General features: G+C 55.5%; 13 protein-coding genes. 10 read left to right on the top strand and 3 right to left on the bottom strand.

The annotated features are described in order from the left end of the window. The first annotated feature begins 95 nt into the window (after nucleotides 1-95). The gene (locus ETG88_RS08350; protein ID WP_095283363.1) at nucleotides 96-383 is read left to right on the top strand and encodes a DUF2623 family protein; all 288 of its coding nucleotides are present in this window, start codon (nucleotides 96-98) and stop codon (nucleotides 381-383) included. Here the strand turns inward: ETG88_RS08350 and fucR are convergent. Both fucR and ETG88_RS08340 read right to left on the bottom strand, forming a co-directional pair. Continuing rightward, nucleotides 365-1,081 (bottom strand): L-fucose operon activator, encoded by a 717-nt coding sequence (gene fucR / locus ETG88_RS08345; protein ID WP_107702835.1) that lies wholly within the window; start codon nucleotides 1,079-1,081, stop codon nucleotides 365-367. The two genes, ETG88_RS08350 and fucR, sit on opposite strands and share 19 nt — an antisense overlap. Beyond that, a complete protein-coding gene (locus ETG88_RS08340) occupies nucleotides 1,078-2,061 on the bottom strand; it encodes a sensor domain-containing diguanylate cyclase (RefSeq protein WP_129035156.1) in 984 nt (327 codons plus the stop codon). Before ETG88_RS08340 ends, fucR begins: the two co-directional genes overlap by 4 nt. Before the next feature lie 321 nt (nucleotides 2,062-2,382). On the opposite strand from ETG88_RS08340, the gene ETG88_RS08335 reads away from it, so the two are divergent. Further along, nucleotides 2,383-3,435: an ABC transporter substrate-binding protein gene (locus ETG88_RS08335; RefSeq protein WP_129035155.1), complete on the top strand. Its 1,053-nt coding sequence runs from the start codon at nucleotides 2,383-2,385 to the stop codon at nucleotides 3,433-3,435. Then, complete coding sequence (locus ETG88_RS08330) at nucleotides 3,435-4,118, top strand: molybdate ABC transporter substrate-binding protein (RefSeq protein ID WP_129035154.1); 684 nt, start codon at nucleotides 3,435-3,437, stop codon at nucleotides 4,116-4,118. The genes ETG88_RS08335 and ETG88_RS08330 overlap by 1 nt, the downstream gene beginning before the upstream one ends. A gap of 44 nt (nucleotides 4,119-4,162) precedes the next feature. Here ETG88_RS08330 and yghU read toward each other — a convergent pair whose 3' ends face one another. Then, nucleotides 4,163-5,032, bottom strand: coding sequence for a glutathione-dependent disulfide-bond oxidoreductase (gene yghU / locus ETG88_RS08325; protein WP_129035153.1), 870 nt, complete (start codon nucleotides 5,030-5,032; stop codon nucleotides 4,163-4,165). Nucleotides 5,033-5,279: 247 nt separating this feature from the next. On the opposite strand from yghU, the gene ETG88_RS08320 reads away from it, so the two are divergent. The 7 genes from ETG88_RS08320 (at nucleotide 5,280) to ETG88_RS08290 (ending at nucleotide 14,755) form a co-directional block, all read left to right on the top strand. Continuing rightward, nucleotides 5,280-6,869 (top strand): ABC transporter substrate-binding protein, encoded by a 1,590-nt coding sequence (locus tag ETG88_RS08320; protein ID WP_100778935.1) that lies wholly within the window; start codon nucleotides 5,280-5,282, stop codon nucleotides 6,867-6,869. Nucleotides 6,870-6,915: 46 nt separating this feature from the next. Beyond that, the gene (locus tag ETG88_RS08315) at nucleotides 6,916-7,869 is read left to right on the top strand and encodes an ABC transporter permease (RefSeq protein ID WP_129035152.1); all 954 of its coding nucleotides are present in this window, start codon (nucleotides 6,916-6,918) and stop codon (nucleotides 7,867-7,869) included. Nucleotides 7,870-7,875: 6 nt separating this feature from the next. Beyond that, on the top strand, nucleotides 7,876-8,721 hold the full coding sequence (locus tag ETG88_RS08310; RefSeq protein WP_100778937.1) for an ABC transporter permease: 846 nt from the start codon (nucleotides 7,876-7,878) through the stop codon (nucleotides 8,719-8,721). Then, nucleotides 8,714-9,691 carry an ABC transporter ATP-binding protein gene (locus tag ETG88_RS08305; protein WP_129035151.1) on the top strand — a complete coding sequence of 326 codons (978 nt, stop codon included), beginning with the start codon at nucleotides 8,714-8,716 and terminating at the stop codon, nucleotides 9,689-9,691. The genes ETG88_RS08310 and ETG88_RS08305 overlap by 8 nt, the downstream gene beginning before the upstream one ends. Continuing rightward, nucleotides 9,688-10,665: an ABC transporter ATP-binding protein gene (locus tag ETG88_RS08300; RefSeq protein WP_123428469.1), complete on the top strand. Its 978-nt coding sequence runs from the start codon at nucleotides 9,688-9,690 to the stop codon at nucleotides 10,663-10,665. The genes ETG88_RS08305 and ETG88_RS08300 overlap by 4 nt, the downstream gene beginning before the upstream one ends. A 159-nt stretch (nucleotides 10,666-10,824) precedes the next feature. After that, nucleotides 10,825-12,696: a bifunctional glutathionylspermidine amidase/synthase gene (gene gss / locus ETG88_RS08295; RefSeq protein ID WP_129035150.1), complete on the top strand. Its 1,872-nt coding sequence runs from the start codon at nucleotides 10,825-10,827 to the stop codon at nucleotides 12,694-12,696. A 799-nt stretch (nucleotides 12,697-13,495) separates the two neighbouring features. Then, the gene (locus ETG88_RS08290) at nucleotides 13,496-14,755 is read left to right on the top strand and encodes a TolC family outer membrane protein (RefSeq protein ID WP_233446079.1); all 1,260 of its coding nucleotides are present in this window, start codon (nucleotides 13,496-13,498) and stop codon (nucleotides 14,753-14,755) included. Nucleotides 14,756-14,757 lie beyond the last annotated feature (2 nt).

Here is a 14,757-nt window from a genome sequence, read left to right as displayed (position 1 = left end):
ATCCCTAAAGGCCGCCCCGTGCGGCCTTAATTTCCACTAGCCATCGCTCAAAATATCGCTATATAATTTAATATATAGCGATTGAGGGTAAATCAATGGAAAACCATTTTGGCAAAGGGTTGATGGCGGGGATGCGCGCGGCACAGGCGGATACCGCAAAGAACGTCGCGCATTTCTGCTCTGACTATAAACGGGGATTTGTGCTGGGATTTTCGCACCGGATGTTTGAGAAAACCGGCGATCGCCAGCTCAGCGCGTGGGAGGCCGGTATCCTGACACGCCGCTACGGGCTGGACCGCGATATGGTGATGGATTTTTTCAAAGAAAATCAGTCGAGTACCACGCTGCGCTACTTTATGGCGGGCTACCGTCTGGAGGGGTGAGCATCGGTAATCATCTGCGTCACCTGCGACAGCGAGCCGATTTTGACTTCGCTCGCACGCTGAAACTTACTCTTATCAATCAACAGCAGCGACTGGCTGGCGCGGCGTAACAGCTGCGTTTTAAAGAGCGCACTGTGCTCGGCCGGGTCCCACATATCGCCCTGTTCGTCCACCCCCTCACAGGAAAAGATAAACAGGTCTATCTCCACGCCTTTCAGCAGGGAGATCAGCGCCGGATTGACGTAACAACGATACTTACGATCCAGCGTGCCGCCGGTGCAGATAAGCGTGATGCGCTCGCGTTTCGCCATTTCGTGACAGATGGGCAGGCTATTAGTGAACACCGTCAGGTCGATGTCCGGAAGCTGGCGCGCCAGATGAAAACAGGTCGAGCTGGCGTCGAGGGCAAGAGTCATTCCGCTGCTGACCCAGTCCAGCGCGCGGTGGGCGATATCCACTTTATCGGCGTAATGGCTCTTTAGGCGTGCGCCAAACGGCTCACCGCCGTCGCGGTTGTCCGGGTGAATGGCCCGCGCGCGGCCATGGTGACGCACAATTTTCCCCTGCTGCTGCAGCCCTTTCAAATCGCGGCGAATAGTCTCTTTGCTGACCGCCAGCTGCTCTGCCAGCGCGTCGGTGGTCAACCCGTCGCAGTCGCTCAGTAGCTGGATAATGCTCTGCTGGCGGCTGGCCTTCACGCGTCCGTTCCGGTACGGGAAATCGAGATAAGCGTGGAGCCGATCGCCACCCCGTTCTTTCCGGTGTGTTTGATTTGGTACATCGACTGATCGGCGCGGCGCAGGGCGTTTACGAAATCATCCTGCGGCTGAACCTCATCTATCCCAATCGATGCCCCCACCTGCGCCTGGCCGTTATCCAGCTCGAAAGGGGTCAGCGCCGCGCGCAAACAGCTGTGCGCGGTGCTGTTCACCCACAGACTGGAGAGCGGGAAGGGCAACAGCAGAACAAACTCATCGCCGCCCAGACGCCCTACGACAGAACCCTGCGGGCAGGTTTCGCGCAGGCGCTGGCTCAGTTGAATCAGCAGTTCATCGCTGCTGCGATGGCCAAAGGTGTCGTTAACGGTTTTGAAATCATCCAGATCGATAAAAGCCACGCAGAGTGGACCCTGCTCTTTCAGGGCGCGGAACTGTTTGATTAGCGCATGACGATTGGCAAGGCCGGTCAGCGGATCGTGGTTCGCCAGCAGCGCGAGTTGCTCCTCGTATTGCTTTTCCTTCGTCATATCAATGTGGGTGCCGGTGACCTTGAGCGGATTCCCGTGCTCATCCCATTCGCTGACACGCCCGCGATCGAGCACCCAACTGACGGTGCCATTTTTATGCTGCATGCGGTGCAGGGCTTCGTAGAACGGGGTTTTGCCGTGGAGATGGTCATAAAACGCATCCAGCACCATCTGTTTATCATCGGCATGAAGGTGCTCGCGCCAGACGTCGAACTGCGCATTCAGCTCTTTCGGCTGGTACCCGAGCATCGAGCCCCAGCGGCGATTGTAGATAATTAACTTCCCACTGGGCACGTCGAGCTGCCACAGACACAGGCCCGTGCCGTCCAGCGCAGCGCTGAGCTTACTGCGGGCGTCACGCGCCAGCCTGGCAAGCCGGGCGTTATGCTTTTTCAGATTCTGAATCTGCTGTCGTAGCGCCTGTTCTGACATGGGACGTTTCTTAGGGGAAATAAAAATTATTCTTGCCAGTTTAGCGTCGGTTGTAAATATGCTGTTGAAAAAAGAGCGTGATTTGCAATAAGTACATCTGTTTTCTTTTAAGAAAATAGGGATGAAATAATTTTTCGCAGCGGATTATTTTTTCACTCTCGCCCTTTGCCTTTTATTTGCAAAAGACGAAACCGGTCAGGGAATTATTTAATGCCGGGGTGTTCATTTTTTCATGGCAATAATGCCTACCCACAAAGCAGGCGAAGATCTGCGTCACAAATCGTTATATAATTCTGTGCATAACGAAAGTGCGAGGGCATTATGAACAATCGATTTTGGCAGGCAGTTACCTTTAGTTTACTGATTTTACTCCCGTTATCTTCTGAGGCATCCCGCCAGATAACCGATCAAATTGGCCGTACCGTCACCGTTCCCGATAAGGTCGACCGCGTGGTAGTGCTTCAGCATCAGACGCTGAACTTACTGGTGCAAATGAACGCGACCGACAAAATCGTCGGCGTGATGGGGAACTGGAAACAGCAGCTTGGCGAGGGCTACGCCCGCCTGGCACCGGAGCTGAACCAGAAAGCGACGCTCGGCGATCTCACCCATGTGGACCCGGAAAAACTGATCGCTCTGCATCCGCAGGTGGTGTTTGTCACCAACTACGCGCCGCAGGAGATGATCGACAAAATCAGCAGCCTGGGTATCCCGGTGATCGCCATCTCCCTGCGCCACGACGCGCCGGGCGAAAAAGCGAAGCTGAACCCAACCCTTGCCGACGAAGAAAAAGCCTACGATCTGGGTCTGCGCGAGGGGATCACGCTGATCGGTGAGATCGTCAACAAACCGCAGGAGGCCAAAGATCTGATCGCCGCCACAGATAAAGGGCGCAAGATGGTCAGCGACCGTCTGAAGGATATCCCTGCAGAGAAACGTATTCGCGCCTATATGGCCAATCCGGAACTGACCACCTACGGTTCGGGGAAATACACCGGTCTGATGATGGCCCATGCGGGCGCAGTCAACGTGGCGGCGGCGACCATTCAGGGTTTTAAAACCGTGGCGATGGAGCAGGTTATCGCCTGGGATCCGCAGGTCATCTTTGTGCAGGATCGCTATCCATCGGTGGTCGATGAAATCAAGGGTTCGGCCCAGTGGCAGGTGATCGACGCCGTGAAAAACCATCGCGTCTACCTGATGCCGGACTACGCCAAAGCCTGGGGCTACCCGATGCCGGAAGCGATGGGCATTGGCGAACTGTGGATGGCGAAAAAACTCTATCCTGAGAAGTTTAAAGACGTTGATATGCGCAAAATCGCCGACGAATGGTATCAGCGTTTCTACCGCACCCATTACCAGGGTATCGACTGATGCGCGTGCTGGCAGCGGGCAGCCTGCGCGGTATATGGCCGCAATTACTGGCCCATTTCCCGCATCCGGTTGAGACGCAGTTTGGTCCGGCCGGATTGCTGCGGGAACGGATTGAAACCGGAGAGCCGTGTGATCTGTTTGCGTCAGCAAATGTCGCCCATCCTCAGGCATTGCTCATAAAGGGGCTGGCATCTTCCGTGGCGGTATTTGCCCGCAATCAGCTCTGCCTGACAGCGCGCAGCGAGGTGCTTCGCGACGACGATGACTGGTTCTCGCTGCTTACGCGGCCCGATTTGCGCCTCGGCACTTCCACGGCGGGGTGCGATCCCTCCGGCGACTACACCCAGGAGCTGTTCACACGTATGGGCGAAGCGGGCATCCCTGTGCGGGAGCGGGCGATGGCGCTGGTCGGCGGGCGGGCGTCTGCCCCGGTTCCGCAGGGTAAACTGGCGGCAGAGTGGATCATTGAAAGTGATCAGGCGGATCTGTTTATCGGCTACGCCAGCTATGCGCCCGCGCTTCGTCAGATTGCCGGCCTGAGCGTGCTGGACATACCTGCGCCTTTTAACCCGCGAGCGGAATATGCAAGCGCAGTTATGACGCCCCAGGGGCTGGTGCTGGCGGATTATTTACAGTCGGATCAGGCAAAAGCGATTTTGCAGCAGGGCGGTTTCGGCGTGTAATTTTGCCCGGTGAGCGCAGCGCCACCGGGCAATCTGTCAGCGTATTACGCCTGACGTTTGTCTTCGGTCTGGGTGTCGAAGTCACTGGCGGCATGGCGCTCATGCAGCTGTTCGCTTGGCTCGCCAAAGGTACGGTTGACGATGCGACCGCGTTTCACCGCCGGGCGCTCGGCAACTTCTTTGGCCCAGCGCTGAACATTCTTGTAACTGCCTGCATCCAGGAACTCGGCGGCGTTGTACACGTTGCCAAGCACCACGCTGCCGAACCATGGCCAGATGGCGATATCGGCGATGCTGTACTCATCTCCCGCGACAAAACGACCGCGCCCCAGCTGCTTATCCAGTACGTCGAGCAGGCGTTTTGATTCCATGGTGAAACGGTCAATCGCGTACTCAATTTTCACTGGCGCATAGTTAAAGAAATGGCCGAAACCGCCGCCAAGGAACGGGGCAGAGCCTTGCAGCCAGAACAGCCAGTTCAGGGTTTCGGTGCGTCCCGCCGGATCTTTTGGCAGGAAGTGACCGAATTTTTCTGCCAGATAAAGCAGGATATTCCCGGATTCAAATACGCGCAGTGGCGGGTTCACAGAGTGGTCACGAAGTGCCGGAATTTTCGAGTTTGGGTTCACGTCCACAAACCCGCTGGAGAACTGATCGCCTTCGCCGATGCGGATCAGCCACGCGTCATACTCCGCGCCTGTCACACCAAGCGCCAGCAGCTCTTCCAGCATAATCGTCACTTTCTGGCCGTTTGGCGTGCCGAGGGAGTAGAGCTGCAGGGGATGCGCGCCCACTGGCAGCGTTTTCTCATGCGTCGCGCCAGAAACCGGGCGGTTGATATTGGCGAACGCGCCGCCGTTACTGTTCTGTTTCCATTCCCACACTTTCGGTGGCTGGTAGGTGTTGTCTGACATGTTGATCTGCCTTTTTAGTGATGTGTTGAGGCAGTGTAGCAGGAGATTCGTGAACCCTTTAACGTTGCGAGCGCAATTGATTAGGCCCTATTCCTTCTGGCGCTTATATATATCAAATTGGTTATAAGCTTAATCGAAAATCGCATTTTCATTGTTAATGCGCAATATGACAAAGCTGAATATGATGCTCCTGAATAAAAAGAACTTTTCAGTATTTAATATTATTGAGGCAAGGAGTGAGTGAGATATGCGCAAGCTACTGTTATCTGCTGTTCTGGTGTCCATGGCATTAGCCGCAGCGGGCTGTGACGATGCTAAAAAGAATGAAACGGCGAACGCGCCAGCAGCAAAAAGTGATGCGCCAAAAGAGGGTGGCTCGCTCATTATCGGTATCACGTCCGGCGACCCGCTGGCCGTAAACCCACTCTACGCCAGCGACCGTACCACGCTGACCATCATGCAGGCGCTGTACGCGCCGCTCTACAGTTTTAACGACGGCAAAATCGAATGGGGCCTGGCCGAAAGCCTGACGCCGTCCGCCGATAATCTCAGCTATACCCTGACCTTAAAACCGAATCTGAAATGGCAGGACGGCCAGCCGCTGACCGCCTCCGACGTGGTCTTCACCTTTAATAAGCTCCTCGAAGCCAAACAGCACAGCTTCTTCCGCAGCATGTTTACTTACGGCGGTAAGCCTGTCGAAGTGAGTAAAGTCGACGATCGCACCGTGAAGTTCACGTTGCCACAGGTCAGCGCCGCCTTTACCGGAACGCTGGTGCAGATCTACCCGATTCCGGAACACGTGTTCGCAAAAGAAGCGGATCTGGAAAAGAGCACCAAAAACGATGCGCCGGTAGGTTCCGGTCCGTTCAAGTTTAAAGAGTACCGCGCGGGGCAATATTACGCCCTGACCCGTTTTGACGATTACTGGAACGGCAAAGCGAAGCTCGACTCCGTGACCTATCGCTTTGCCAAAGACAGCAACTCCGCAAACCTTGCGCTGCAAAACGGCGAAATCAATCTGAAGATGGTCGACCCGCAGGACGTCAGCCGCCTGAAGAATACCGGCAAATTTGATTTTGTGGTCTATCCGGAAGGCCGTCTGGCGTACATGACTTTCAACCAGAACGTGCCGGTGATGAAAAGCAAACCGCTTCGTCAGGCGATTGCTTATGCCATCAACAAAGACGAACTGACCCAAACCGCGTTCACCTCGCTGGATTATGCTAAACCGGCCAGCTCGTTCCTGACGCCGGACACGCTTTATCAGACCAACGACGTTGAGCAGTACACGTTCGATCAGCAAAAAGCCAAAGAACTGCTGAAAGCGTCCGGCGCGCCAGCCGATCTCAAGCTGCGCCTGGCCTATGTGAACACCAACAAAACCCAGGAGAGCATGGCGCTCTACATTCAGCAGCAGCTGAAAGGCATTGGCGTGAATGTGGAACTGATGCCGCTCGACTCCAACGCCATGTCTCAGCGCAGCCTGGATATGAACAACACCGCGTGGGAGCTGAACCTCGGCGGTTACATCATGGGTGCGGAGCCGGATGGCTACAAATCCCTGTTCATGAGCAACGAAGCCTACAACTATGCGCACTATAAAAACCCGCAGTTCGACGCCCTGTGGGACAAAGGCGCAGTAGAAACCGACAGCGGCAAACGTGCTGAAATCTACAAGCAAATTCAGCAGACCGTCGCCAACGACATGACCTACTACCCCATCGCCTACACCAACGCGACAGTTGCCGTGGACAAACGCTTTGGCGGGACGCAGGAAGCCGAACCGAAACCGGTTTATATGTTCCAGGACCTTTCAAAAATCTATCAAAAATAAGTCGTTGCCCCGGCCAACTGGCCGGGGTGTTTTTTAAGGGCATGTCGTGAACACATTACTGACGCGTCGGCTGCTGCAACTGCTGCCGATGCTTTTCTTTATTTCGCTGGTGGCGTTTTTGCTGGTCAAACTCGCGCCCGGCGATCCGGTGGCGGCGTACATCACGCCGAGAATGGCCCCGGAAGATATCGAACGTATCCGCCAGAGCATGGGGCTGGATAAGCCCCTGGTGACGCAATACGTTCTGTGGCTGAAAAACGTTTTGCAGGGCGACCTGGGCTATTCGCTGATTTACCATCGCCCGGTGCTGGAGATGATCGGCGAACGCATTCCGGCCACGCTTGGGCTGATGGGCGCGTCGCTGGTGATGGCGATCCTCCTCGCCATTCCGCTGGGGCTGCTCGCGGGCGCGTTCAAACACCGCTGGCTGGATCACATCCTGAACTTATTCGCCTATATCGGTATTTCTGTACCCATTTTCTGGTTCGGTATTCTGCTGATCACCATTTTTGCCGTGCAGCTGAACTGGTTCCCCAGCATGGGGATGCGCACTATCGGTATGGAGGACAACTGGCTGGACGTGGTGCGTCACGGCGTGCTGCCGTGCATTGCGCTGACCTTCTATAACCTCTCCAGCTACGTGCGCTATATCCGCTCGAACACCATTTCGCAGCTCTCCGCCGACTATGTGCAAACCCAGCTGGCGTATGGCGCCACGCGCACCAGTATCCTGTTCCGCCATGTGCTGAAAAACGTACTTTTGCCGGTGATCACCCTGTTTGGCCTGTCGTTTGGCGAGCTGGTTGTGGGGGCCTACGTAACCGAAAGCGTCTTTTCGTGGCCGGGGATGGGGCTGCTGGGCATTCAGTCGATCACCTCGCTGGACTACCCGCTGATCATGGCGATCATCATGCTGTCGTCGATGATGCTGATCGTCGGCAATCTGATCGCCGATCTGCTCTATCGCTTCGCCGATCCCCGTATTCGTACCCTGAGGTAACCCCGGATGAGCAGACGCTGGCAACAAGTACGTCACCAGCTGCGCCGCAACCGTCCGGCGCAGTTTTCACTCTTTGTTCTCTTTATTTTTATCGTCGCCGCCCTGTGCGCAGGGCTAAGCCCTTACGATCCGGATCAGATGTCCCTTGGCGCGCGCACCCTGCCGCCTGACGCGGCGCACTGGTTTGGCACCGACGAATATGGGCGCGATTACTTCACCCGCGCCCTGTACGGCGGGCAGATCTCCCTGATGGTCGGTTTTCTGGCGATGCTTTTTTCCACGCTGATCGGCACGCTTGTCGGTACCATCAGCGGCTATTTTGGCGGCTGGCTCGATAACCTGATGATGCGCGTCGTCGATATTCTGATGGCTATTCCGGCGTTTTTCCTGCTGCTGGTGGTGAACGCCTACCTCAAGCCGGGCGTGGATAACATCATCCTGATTATCAGCCTGTTGACCTGGATGAGCATGTCGCGGCTGGTGCGTGCCGAAACGCTCAGCGTCAAAGAGCGCGAATATGTTCTGTATGCCCGCGCGTCCGGCGAGCATCCGCTGCGCATCATTCTGCGCCATATTATTCCCGGCGTGCTGCCGACAATTATTGTGGCGGCGACGCTGAATATCGCATCGGCCATTCTGATGGAATCGACCCTCAGTTTCCTCGGGCTGGGCGTGCAGGCGCCCGCTGCGTCGTGGGGGAGTATGCTCAACAACGCCCAGTCGTACATCGGCGAAGCCTCCTGGCTGGCGATGTTCCCGGGCATTTTGATTTTGCTGACGGTGTTTAGTTTTAACGTGCTCGGCGACGTATTCCGCACCGCCTTTGAGCCGGGAGCGAACCGCGATGAATAACTTATTAGAACTCGATAATCTGCACACTTCGTTTCGCACCCGCGACGGCAACGTACAGGCGGTGCGCGGCGTGAGTTTTCATGTGCAGGCCGGGGAGCTGGTCGGCATCGTCGGGGAATCCGGGTGCGGGAAAAGCGTCACCTGCAAATCGATCATTCAGCTGCTCGGCAGCAACGGGCACATCTCCGGCGGCAGTATTCGCTTTCAGAATGACGATCTCGCGAAGAAGACCCCCGAGCAAATGCGCAAGATCCGTGGCAACGACATTGCGATGATCTTCCAGGACCCGATGACAGCCCTGAATCCGGTGGTGACCATCGGCAGGCAGATGTCGGAGATCCTCGTTCGCAACAAAGGGCTGTCCAAAAAGGCGGCAAAAGCGGCGGCCATCGCCATGCTCGATCAGGTGGGGATTGCCGAAGCGGAGCGCCGTTACGATCAGTTTCCCCACGAGTTTAGCGGCGGGATGCGCCAGCGCGTGATGATCGCCATCGCGCTCTCCTGCAACCCGAAACTACTGATCGCCGACGAACCGACAACCGCGCTGGATGTGACCATTCAGGCGCAGATCCTGCGCCTGCTGAAAAGCCTGCAACAGCAGACTCAGACAGCCATTCTGCTGATCACCCACGATCTCGGCGTGGTGGCGCAGGTGTGCAGCCGTGTCGTGGTGATGTACGGCGGGCAGGTGATGGAAGAGGGGAGTGTGGAGGATATTTTTTATCGTCCGGCGCACCCGTACACCCAGGGGTTATTGGCCTCCCTGCCGCGCGCGGACGAGGCAAATCACCGCCTGTCACCTATTGAAGGAACGCCGCCTGGCCTGCTCGATCCGCCGCCGGGCTGCCCGTTTGCCGAGCGCTGTCCGAAACGGATGCCGCAATGTGAGCGCCAACCCGCATTTTATTCCGTAGGCGAGGGCCACCGTGCGGCCTGCTGGTTATGGGCTGATAAGGAGGTTCAGGCATGAGCGAGCAAAATGCCCCTTTAGTGAGCGTTCGTGAACTGCGTAAACACTATCCGGTTCAGGGTGGGCTACTGCGCAAAGGCGTGGCGGTGAAAGCGGTCGACGGCGTGAGTTTTGATATTCAGCGCGGAGAAACCTTTGGTCTGGTGGGCGAATCAGGCTGCGGAAAATCGACGCTTGGGCGCGCAATGCTGCGCCTGTTTGATATCACCTCCGGGGAAATTCACTTTGCCGGACAGGAGATTGCGCAGGCCAGCGAAAAGCAGCTTAAGCCGCTGCGTAAAAGAATGCAGGCCATTTTCCAGGACCCGTACTCGTCGCTCAATCCGGGTATGACGGTGCAGCAGCTGGTGGCCGAACCGATGCAGATCCACGGCTACAGCCGCGAGGAGCAGCGGGAACGAACGGAAACCCTGCTCTATAAAGTGGGGCTTAAACAGGAACATCTGCAGCGCTTCCCCCATGAATTCAGCGGCGGTCAGCGCCAGCGCATCAGCATTGCGCGTGCCCTGTCGGTGCGCCCGGAGTTTGTGCTGTGCGATGAACCGCTCTCGGCGCTGGATGTGTCGGTGCAGGCGCAGGTGGTGAATATTTTGCAGGACCTGCAGCAGGAGCTGGGGCTGACCTATCTGTTTATCGCCCACGATCTGTCGATGGTGCGCCATATCTCCAGCCGTATCGGGGTAATGTACCTCGGAAAGCTGGTGGAAGTGGCCCCGGCGGGCGAGCTGTATTCCCATCCGGCGCACCCCTATACGCGCGCGCTGCTGGCCGCCGTTCCGCTGCCCGATCCGCGCATCCGCCATCTTGAGCAGGCGACCCTGCGCGGGGAGATCCCCGGCCCTACGTCGGTGCTTCCTGGCTGTAAATTTTGCAGCCGTTGCCCGCACGTCATGCCGGTTTGCCGCTCGCAGGAGCCCGCCATGCAGGAGATCTCGCCGGGGCATTTTGCGGCCTGTTGGTTATTTAAGGTCTAAGGTGCCGCGAACAACGCCGGGCGGCGCGAAGGCACGCCCGGCTCGCACTGTGAATTGTCCCTTTATCAGGTGTATGATAAATCCTCTTCTGTCTGATTCATGTCAACACGCAGACGACAACCCTCATCATCTTGCCGCCTGCCTTTTTAGGTTGGATTCATGCGAAATAATGGAAAGCAAAGCAGTGACGCTCCGTTTGGGACGTTGTTAGGTTATGCGCCGGGTGGCGTGGCAATTTACTCCTCGAACTACAGCAGTCTTGACCCGCGCCACTACCCCGAAGACGCGGAGTTTCGTAGCTATATCGGCAACGAATATATGGGCCACAAATGGCAGTGCGTAGAGTTCGCGCGCCGCTTCCTGTTCCTCAACTACGGCATGGTATTTACCGACGTCGGCATGGCGTGGGAGATCTTCTCCCTGCGCTTCCTGCGCGCCGTGGTGAACGACACCATCCTGCCGCTTCAGGCGTTTGCCAACGGTTCGAAACGCGCGCCAAAAGCCGGTTCGCTGCTCATCTGGCAAAAGGGCGGTGAGTTTCATGAGACCGGCCATGTGGCCGTCATCACTCAACTGATGGGCGATAAAGTGCGCATTGCCGAGCAGAACGTACTCCATTCGCCGCTGCCGGTCGGGCAGCAGTGGACGCGCGAGCTGCGCCTGTCCGTCGAAAAAGGCTGCTACACCCTGCACGACACCTTCACGGATACCACTATTCTGGGCTGGATGATCCAGACCGACGACACAGAGCACAGCCTGCCGCAGCCGGAAATCGGCGGTGAACAGCTGAAAATCAGCGGGGCGCGACTGCCCAACAAACGCCAGTTCGACGGGAAATGGCTCAACGAAAAGGATGCTCTCCAGCAGGCTTACGTTCGCGCCAACGGGCATGTGATCAACAAAGATCCCTGCCAGTATTTCACCATCACCGAAAGTGCCGAGCAGGAGCTGATCAAGGCCACCAACGAGCTGCATCTGATGTATCTCCACGCCACCGATAAAGTGCTGAAAGACGACAACTTACTCGCGCTTTTCGACATCCCGAAAATCCTCTGGCCGCGCCTGCGCCTCTCCTGGCAGTGGCGTCGTCACCATATGATCACCGGTCGTATGGATTTTTGTATGGATGAGCGCGGGCTGAAGGTGTACGAGTACAACGCCGATTCCGCCTCCTGCCATACGGAAGGCGGTTTGATCCTCGAAGAGTGGGTGAAAAATGGCTATCGCGGCACCGGGCATAACCCGGCGGAAGGCTTGCTCGAAGAGCTGACCGGCGCGTGGAAACACAGCCATGCGCGTCCGTTCGTGCATATCATGCAGGACAACGATATCGAAGAGGATTATCACGCGCTCTTTATCCAGCGCTCGCTGATGCAGGCCGGTTTTGACACCAAAATTCTGCACGGTCTGGAAGCGCTGAGCTGGGATGCGGCAGGGCAGCTTATCGATGACGAAGGTCGCGCGGTGAACTGTGTCTGGAAAACCTGGGCGTGGGAAACGGCGATCGAGCAGGTGCGTGAAGTGAGCGAAACCGAATACGCCGCCGTGCCGATTCGCACCGGTCATCCCCAGCAAGAGGTGCGTTTAATTGACGTGCTGTTGCGCCCGGAAGTGCTGGTATTTGAACCGCTGTGGACCGTGATCCCCGGTAACAAAGCGATTCTGCCGGTGCTGTGGCAGCTGTTCCCGAACCACCGCTATCTGCTGGATACGGATTTCGAGGTCAACGAACTGCTCACCAAAACCGGCTATGCGGTGAAACCTATCGCCGGTCGCTGCGGCAGCAATATCGATCTGATCAGCGCCGAAGAGGAGCTGCTGGATAAATCCAGCGGTAAATTCACGGATCGTAAAAATATCTACCAGCAGCTGTGGTGCCTGCCGAAAGTGGACGGGAAATACATCCAGGTCTGCACCTTTACCGTCGGCGGCAACTACGGCGGCACCTGCCTGCGCGGGGATGATTCGCTGGTGATCAAGAAAGAGAGCGATATCGAGCCGTTGATTGTGGAGAAGGATAAGGAGAGCTAATCCGGCACAACGCGCGTCGAAACGGTAAAACCCGCAGATTCCACTGCGGGTTTTTTATTGCCGTTTTCGGGCTGATGCCATCGATTGATGAATAAACGTAATGAGTTATCCCGAATGTGCTAATAATTCACCTGTTATATTGTTATTGTTCTGTTTATTTTTTCACATTTAGATTGAATGACTGCTTATAAAGAAATTACTGGTGTTAAATGCCAATTATTAACAATTGATGGCGCAGTATCCTGTTTCTTAAGGGATTATTTTTTCTTTGTTGTTTAAATAATAACCATGGCACTAAAACTGACATTTCTTTGAAAATCTTTGTGTCATATTCATTGAGAAATAAACGCAAAAATGTACAGGTAGGTATTTTAAATATTTTCTTAAATAACAATGCGTTTATTCCAGGCCGATTTAGGCCCTATTTTCACGGTTTGTCTGGAAACCGCATTTTTTCTCTTAGCATTAACACCTTGTTAACATTGTGGGTATAGTTCCACTTAAGACATTTTGTTATGCTCGCCGTTAAGAAATGTTGAATAAGTAAATTCTTAAAAACGATTATCTGCTACTGATTTCCGTTAGTGAAAATTGGTGCTTAGGCTTTTTCGCACATTCATTAAACGTTGAAAAATTCTTACGTGTAAGATTTTTACCACTGGCTAAGTGGGGGAGGCGAAGAAAACGATATACACCATCCTCAGGGGTGGAATAGTAAGGGAGATCTATCTTGAGAGCGTTCAAATATACCCAGATACCTGCCGCCCTTGTTTTATTTGCGGCCACGATGTCCTCATCGATGGCAAATAACGGGACGATTGGCAGCGCTCCCGTCGCACGCACGTCATTAAAAGAGAGCATTCTTTTTGCTTTCGATCGCGATCCCTCCGTGAGCCAGCAAGCCGCTCAGATGGGGATTGGTCAGGCCCAGATTGATGAAGCCCGAAGCGGGTGGATGCCGCAAATTTCACTGAACGGCAATACGGGCCATAGCCAGACGACGGACTCCAGCGGTTCGCTGAAAAATTCGGCGGCGTGGGGCTTGAGCCTGACGCAGCTTGTGTACGACTTTGGCAAAACCAATAGCGCGATCAGCCAGTCTTCCGCCCAGCATGACAGCTATCGGTATCAGCTGATGGCGACGTTATCGTCGGTCGCAGAGAAAACCGCGCTGAGCTATGTGGATGTGAAACGCTATACAGACCTGACCCAGGCCGCGCAGGAGAACATCCTCGCCCTGAAAAATGTGCAACAGCTGGCGAAATTACGCTCCAGTGCGGGCCTTAGCTCCACCTCTGATGAGCTGCAAACGCAAACCCGCGTGGCGGGAATGCAGGCAACCCTTGAGCAATACAACGCGGCGCTGAAAAGTGCCCGCGCCAGGCTGTCGGTTCTGACGGGAATTGATGCACAACAGCTCTCCCCGTTACCGTCCACGCTTGAGGTGCAGCAGGATTCCCTTGATAGCATCGACTACACGCTGATCCCCTCCGTTCTGGCGGCGAGAACCATGGAGAGTTCTGCCCAGTACGGCATTGAACGGGCGAAATCCCAGCACTGGCCGACCCTGAGCCTGAAAGGGGGAAGAACGCGCTATGAATCGGATAATCGCTCCTATTGGGACGACCAGATCCAGCTGAATATTGATGCCCCTCTTTACCAGGGCGGCGCAGTGTCCGCCAGGGTTCGCCAGGCTGAAGGGGCGCGTGCTATGGCCGCTTCGCAGGTGGATCAGGCTCGCTTTGATGTCCTGCAAAAAGCCTCAGTCGCAATGGCAGACTGGAGCGGGGCGCGTGGCCGAATGGAGGCCGGAAATGTCCAGCTGGAAAATGCGTTACGCGCCCGTGAAGTTTATAAAAATGAATATACCCTCGGTAAGCGAAGTATTAACGATCTCCTGAGCGTCGAACAAGATGTCTGGCAGGCAACCTCCTCCAAAATATCAGCAGAATATGATAGCTGGGCGAGTGCAGTTAATTATGCGTCAGCCGTTGATAATCTCATGCAACGTATTGGAATTGAAAAAAACGCTGCGGCCAAATTACCTGATTTAAGTTAGAG

It is taken from the genome of Lelliottia nimipressuralis (assembly GCF_004115925.1).
Lineage (GTDB): Bacteria > Pseudomonadota > Gammaproteobacteria > Enterobacterales > Enterobacteriaceae > Enterobacter > Enterobacter nimipressuralis.
This window is presented reverse-complemented; position numbering and strand designations above follow the sequence as displayed.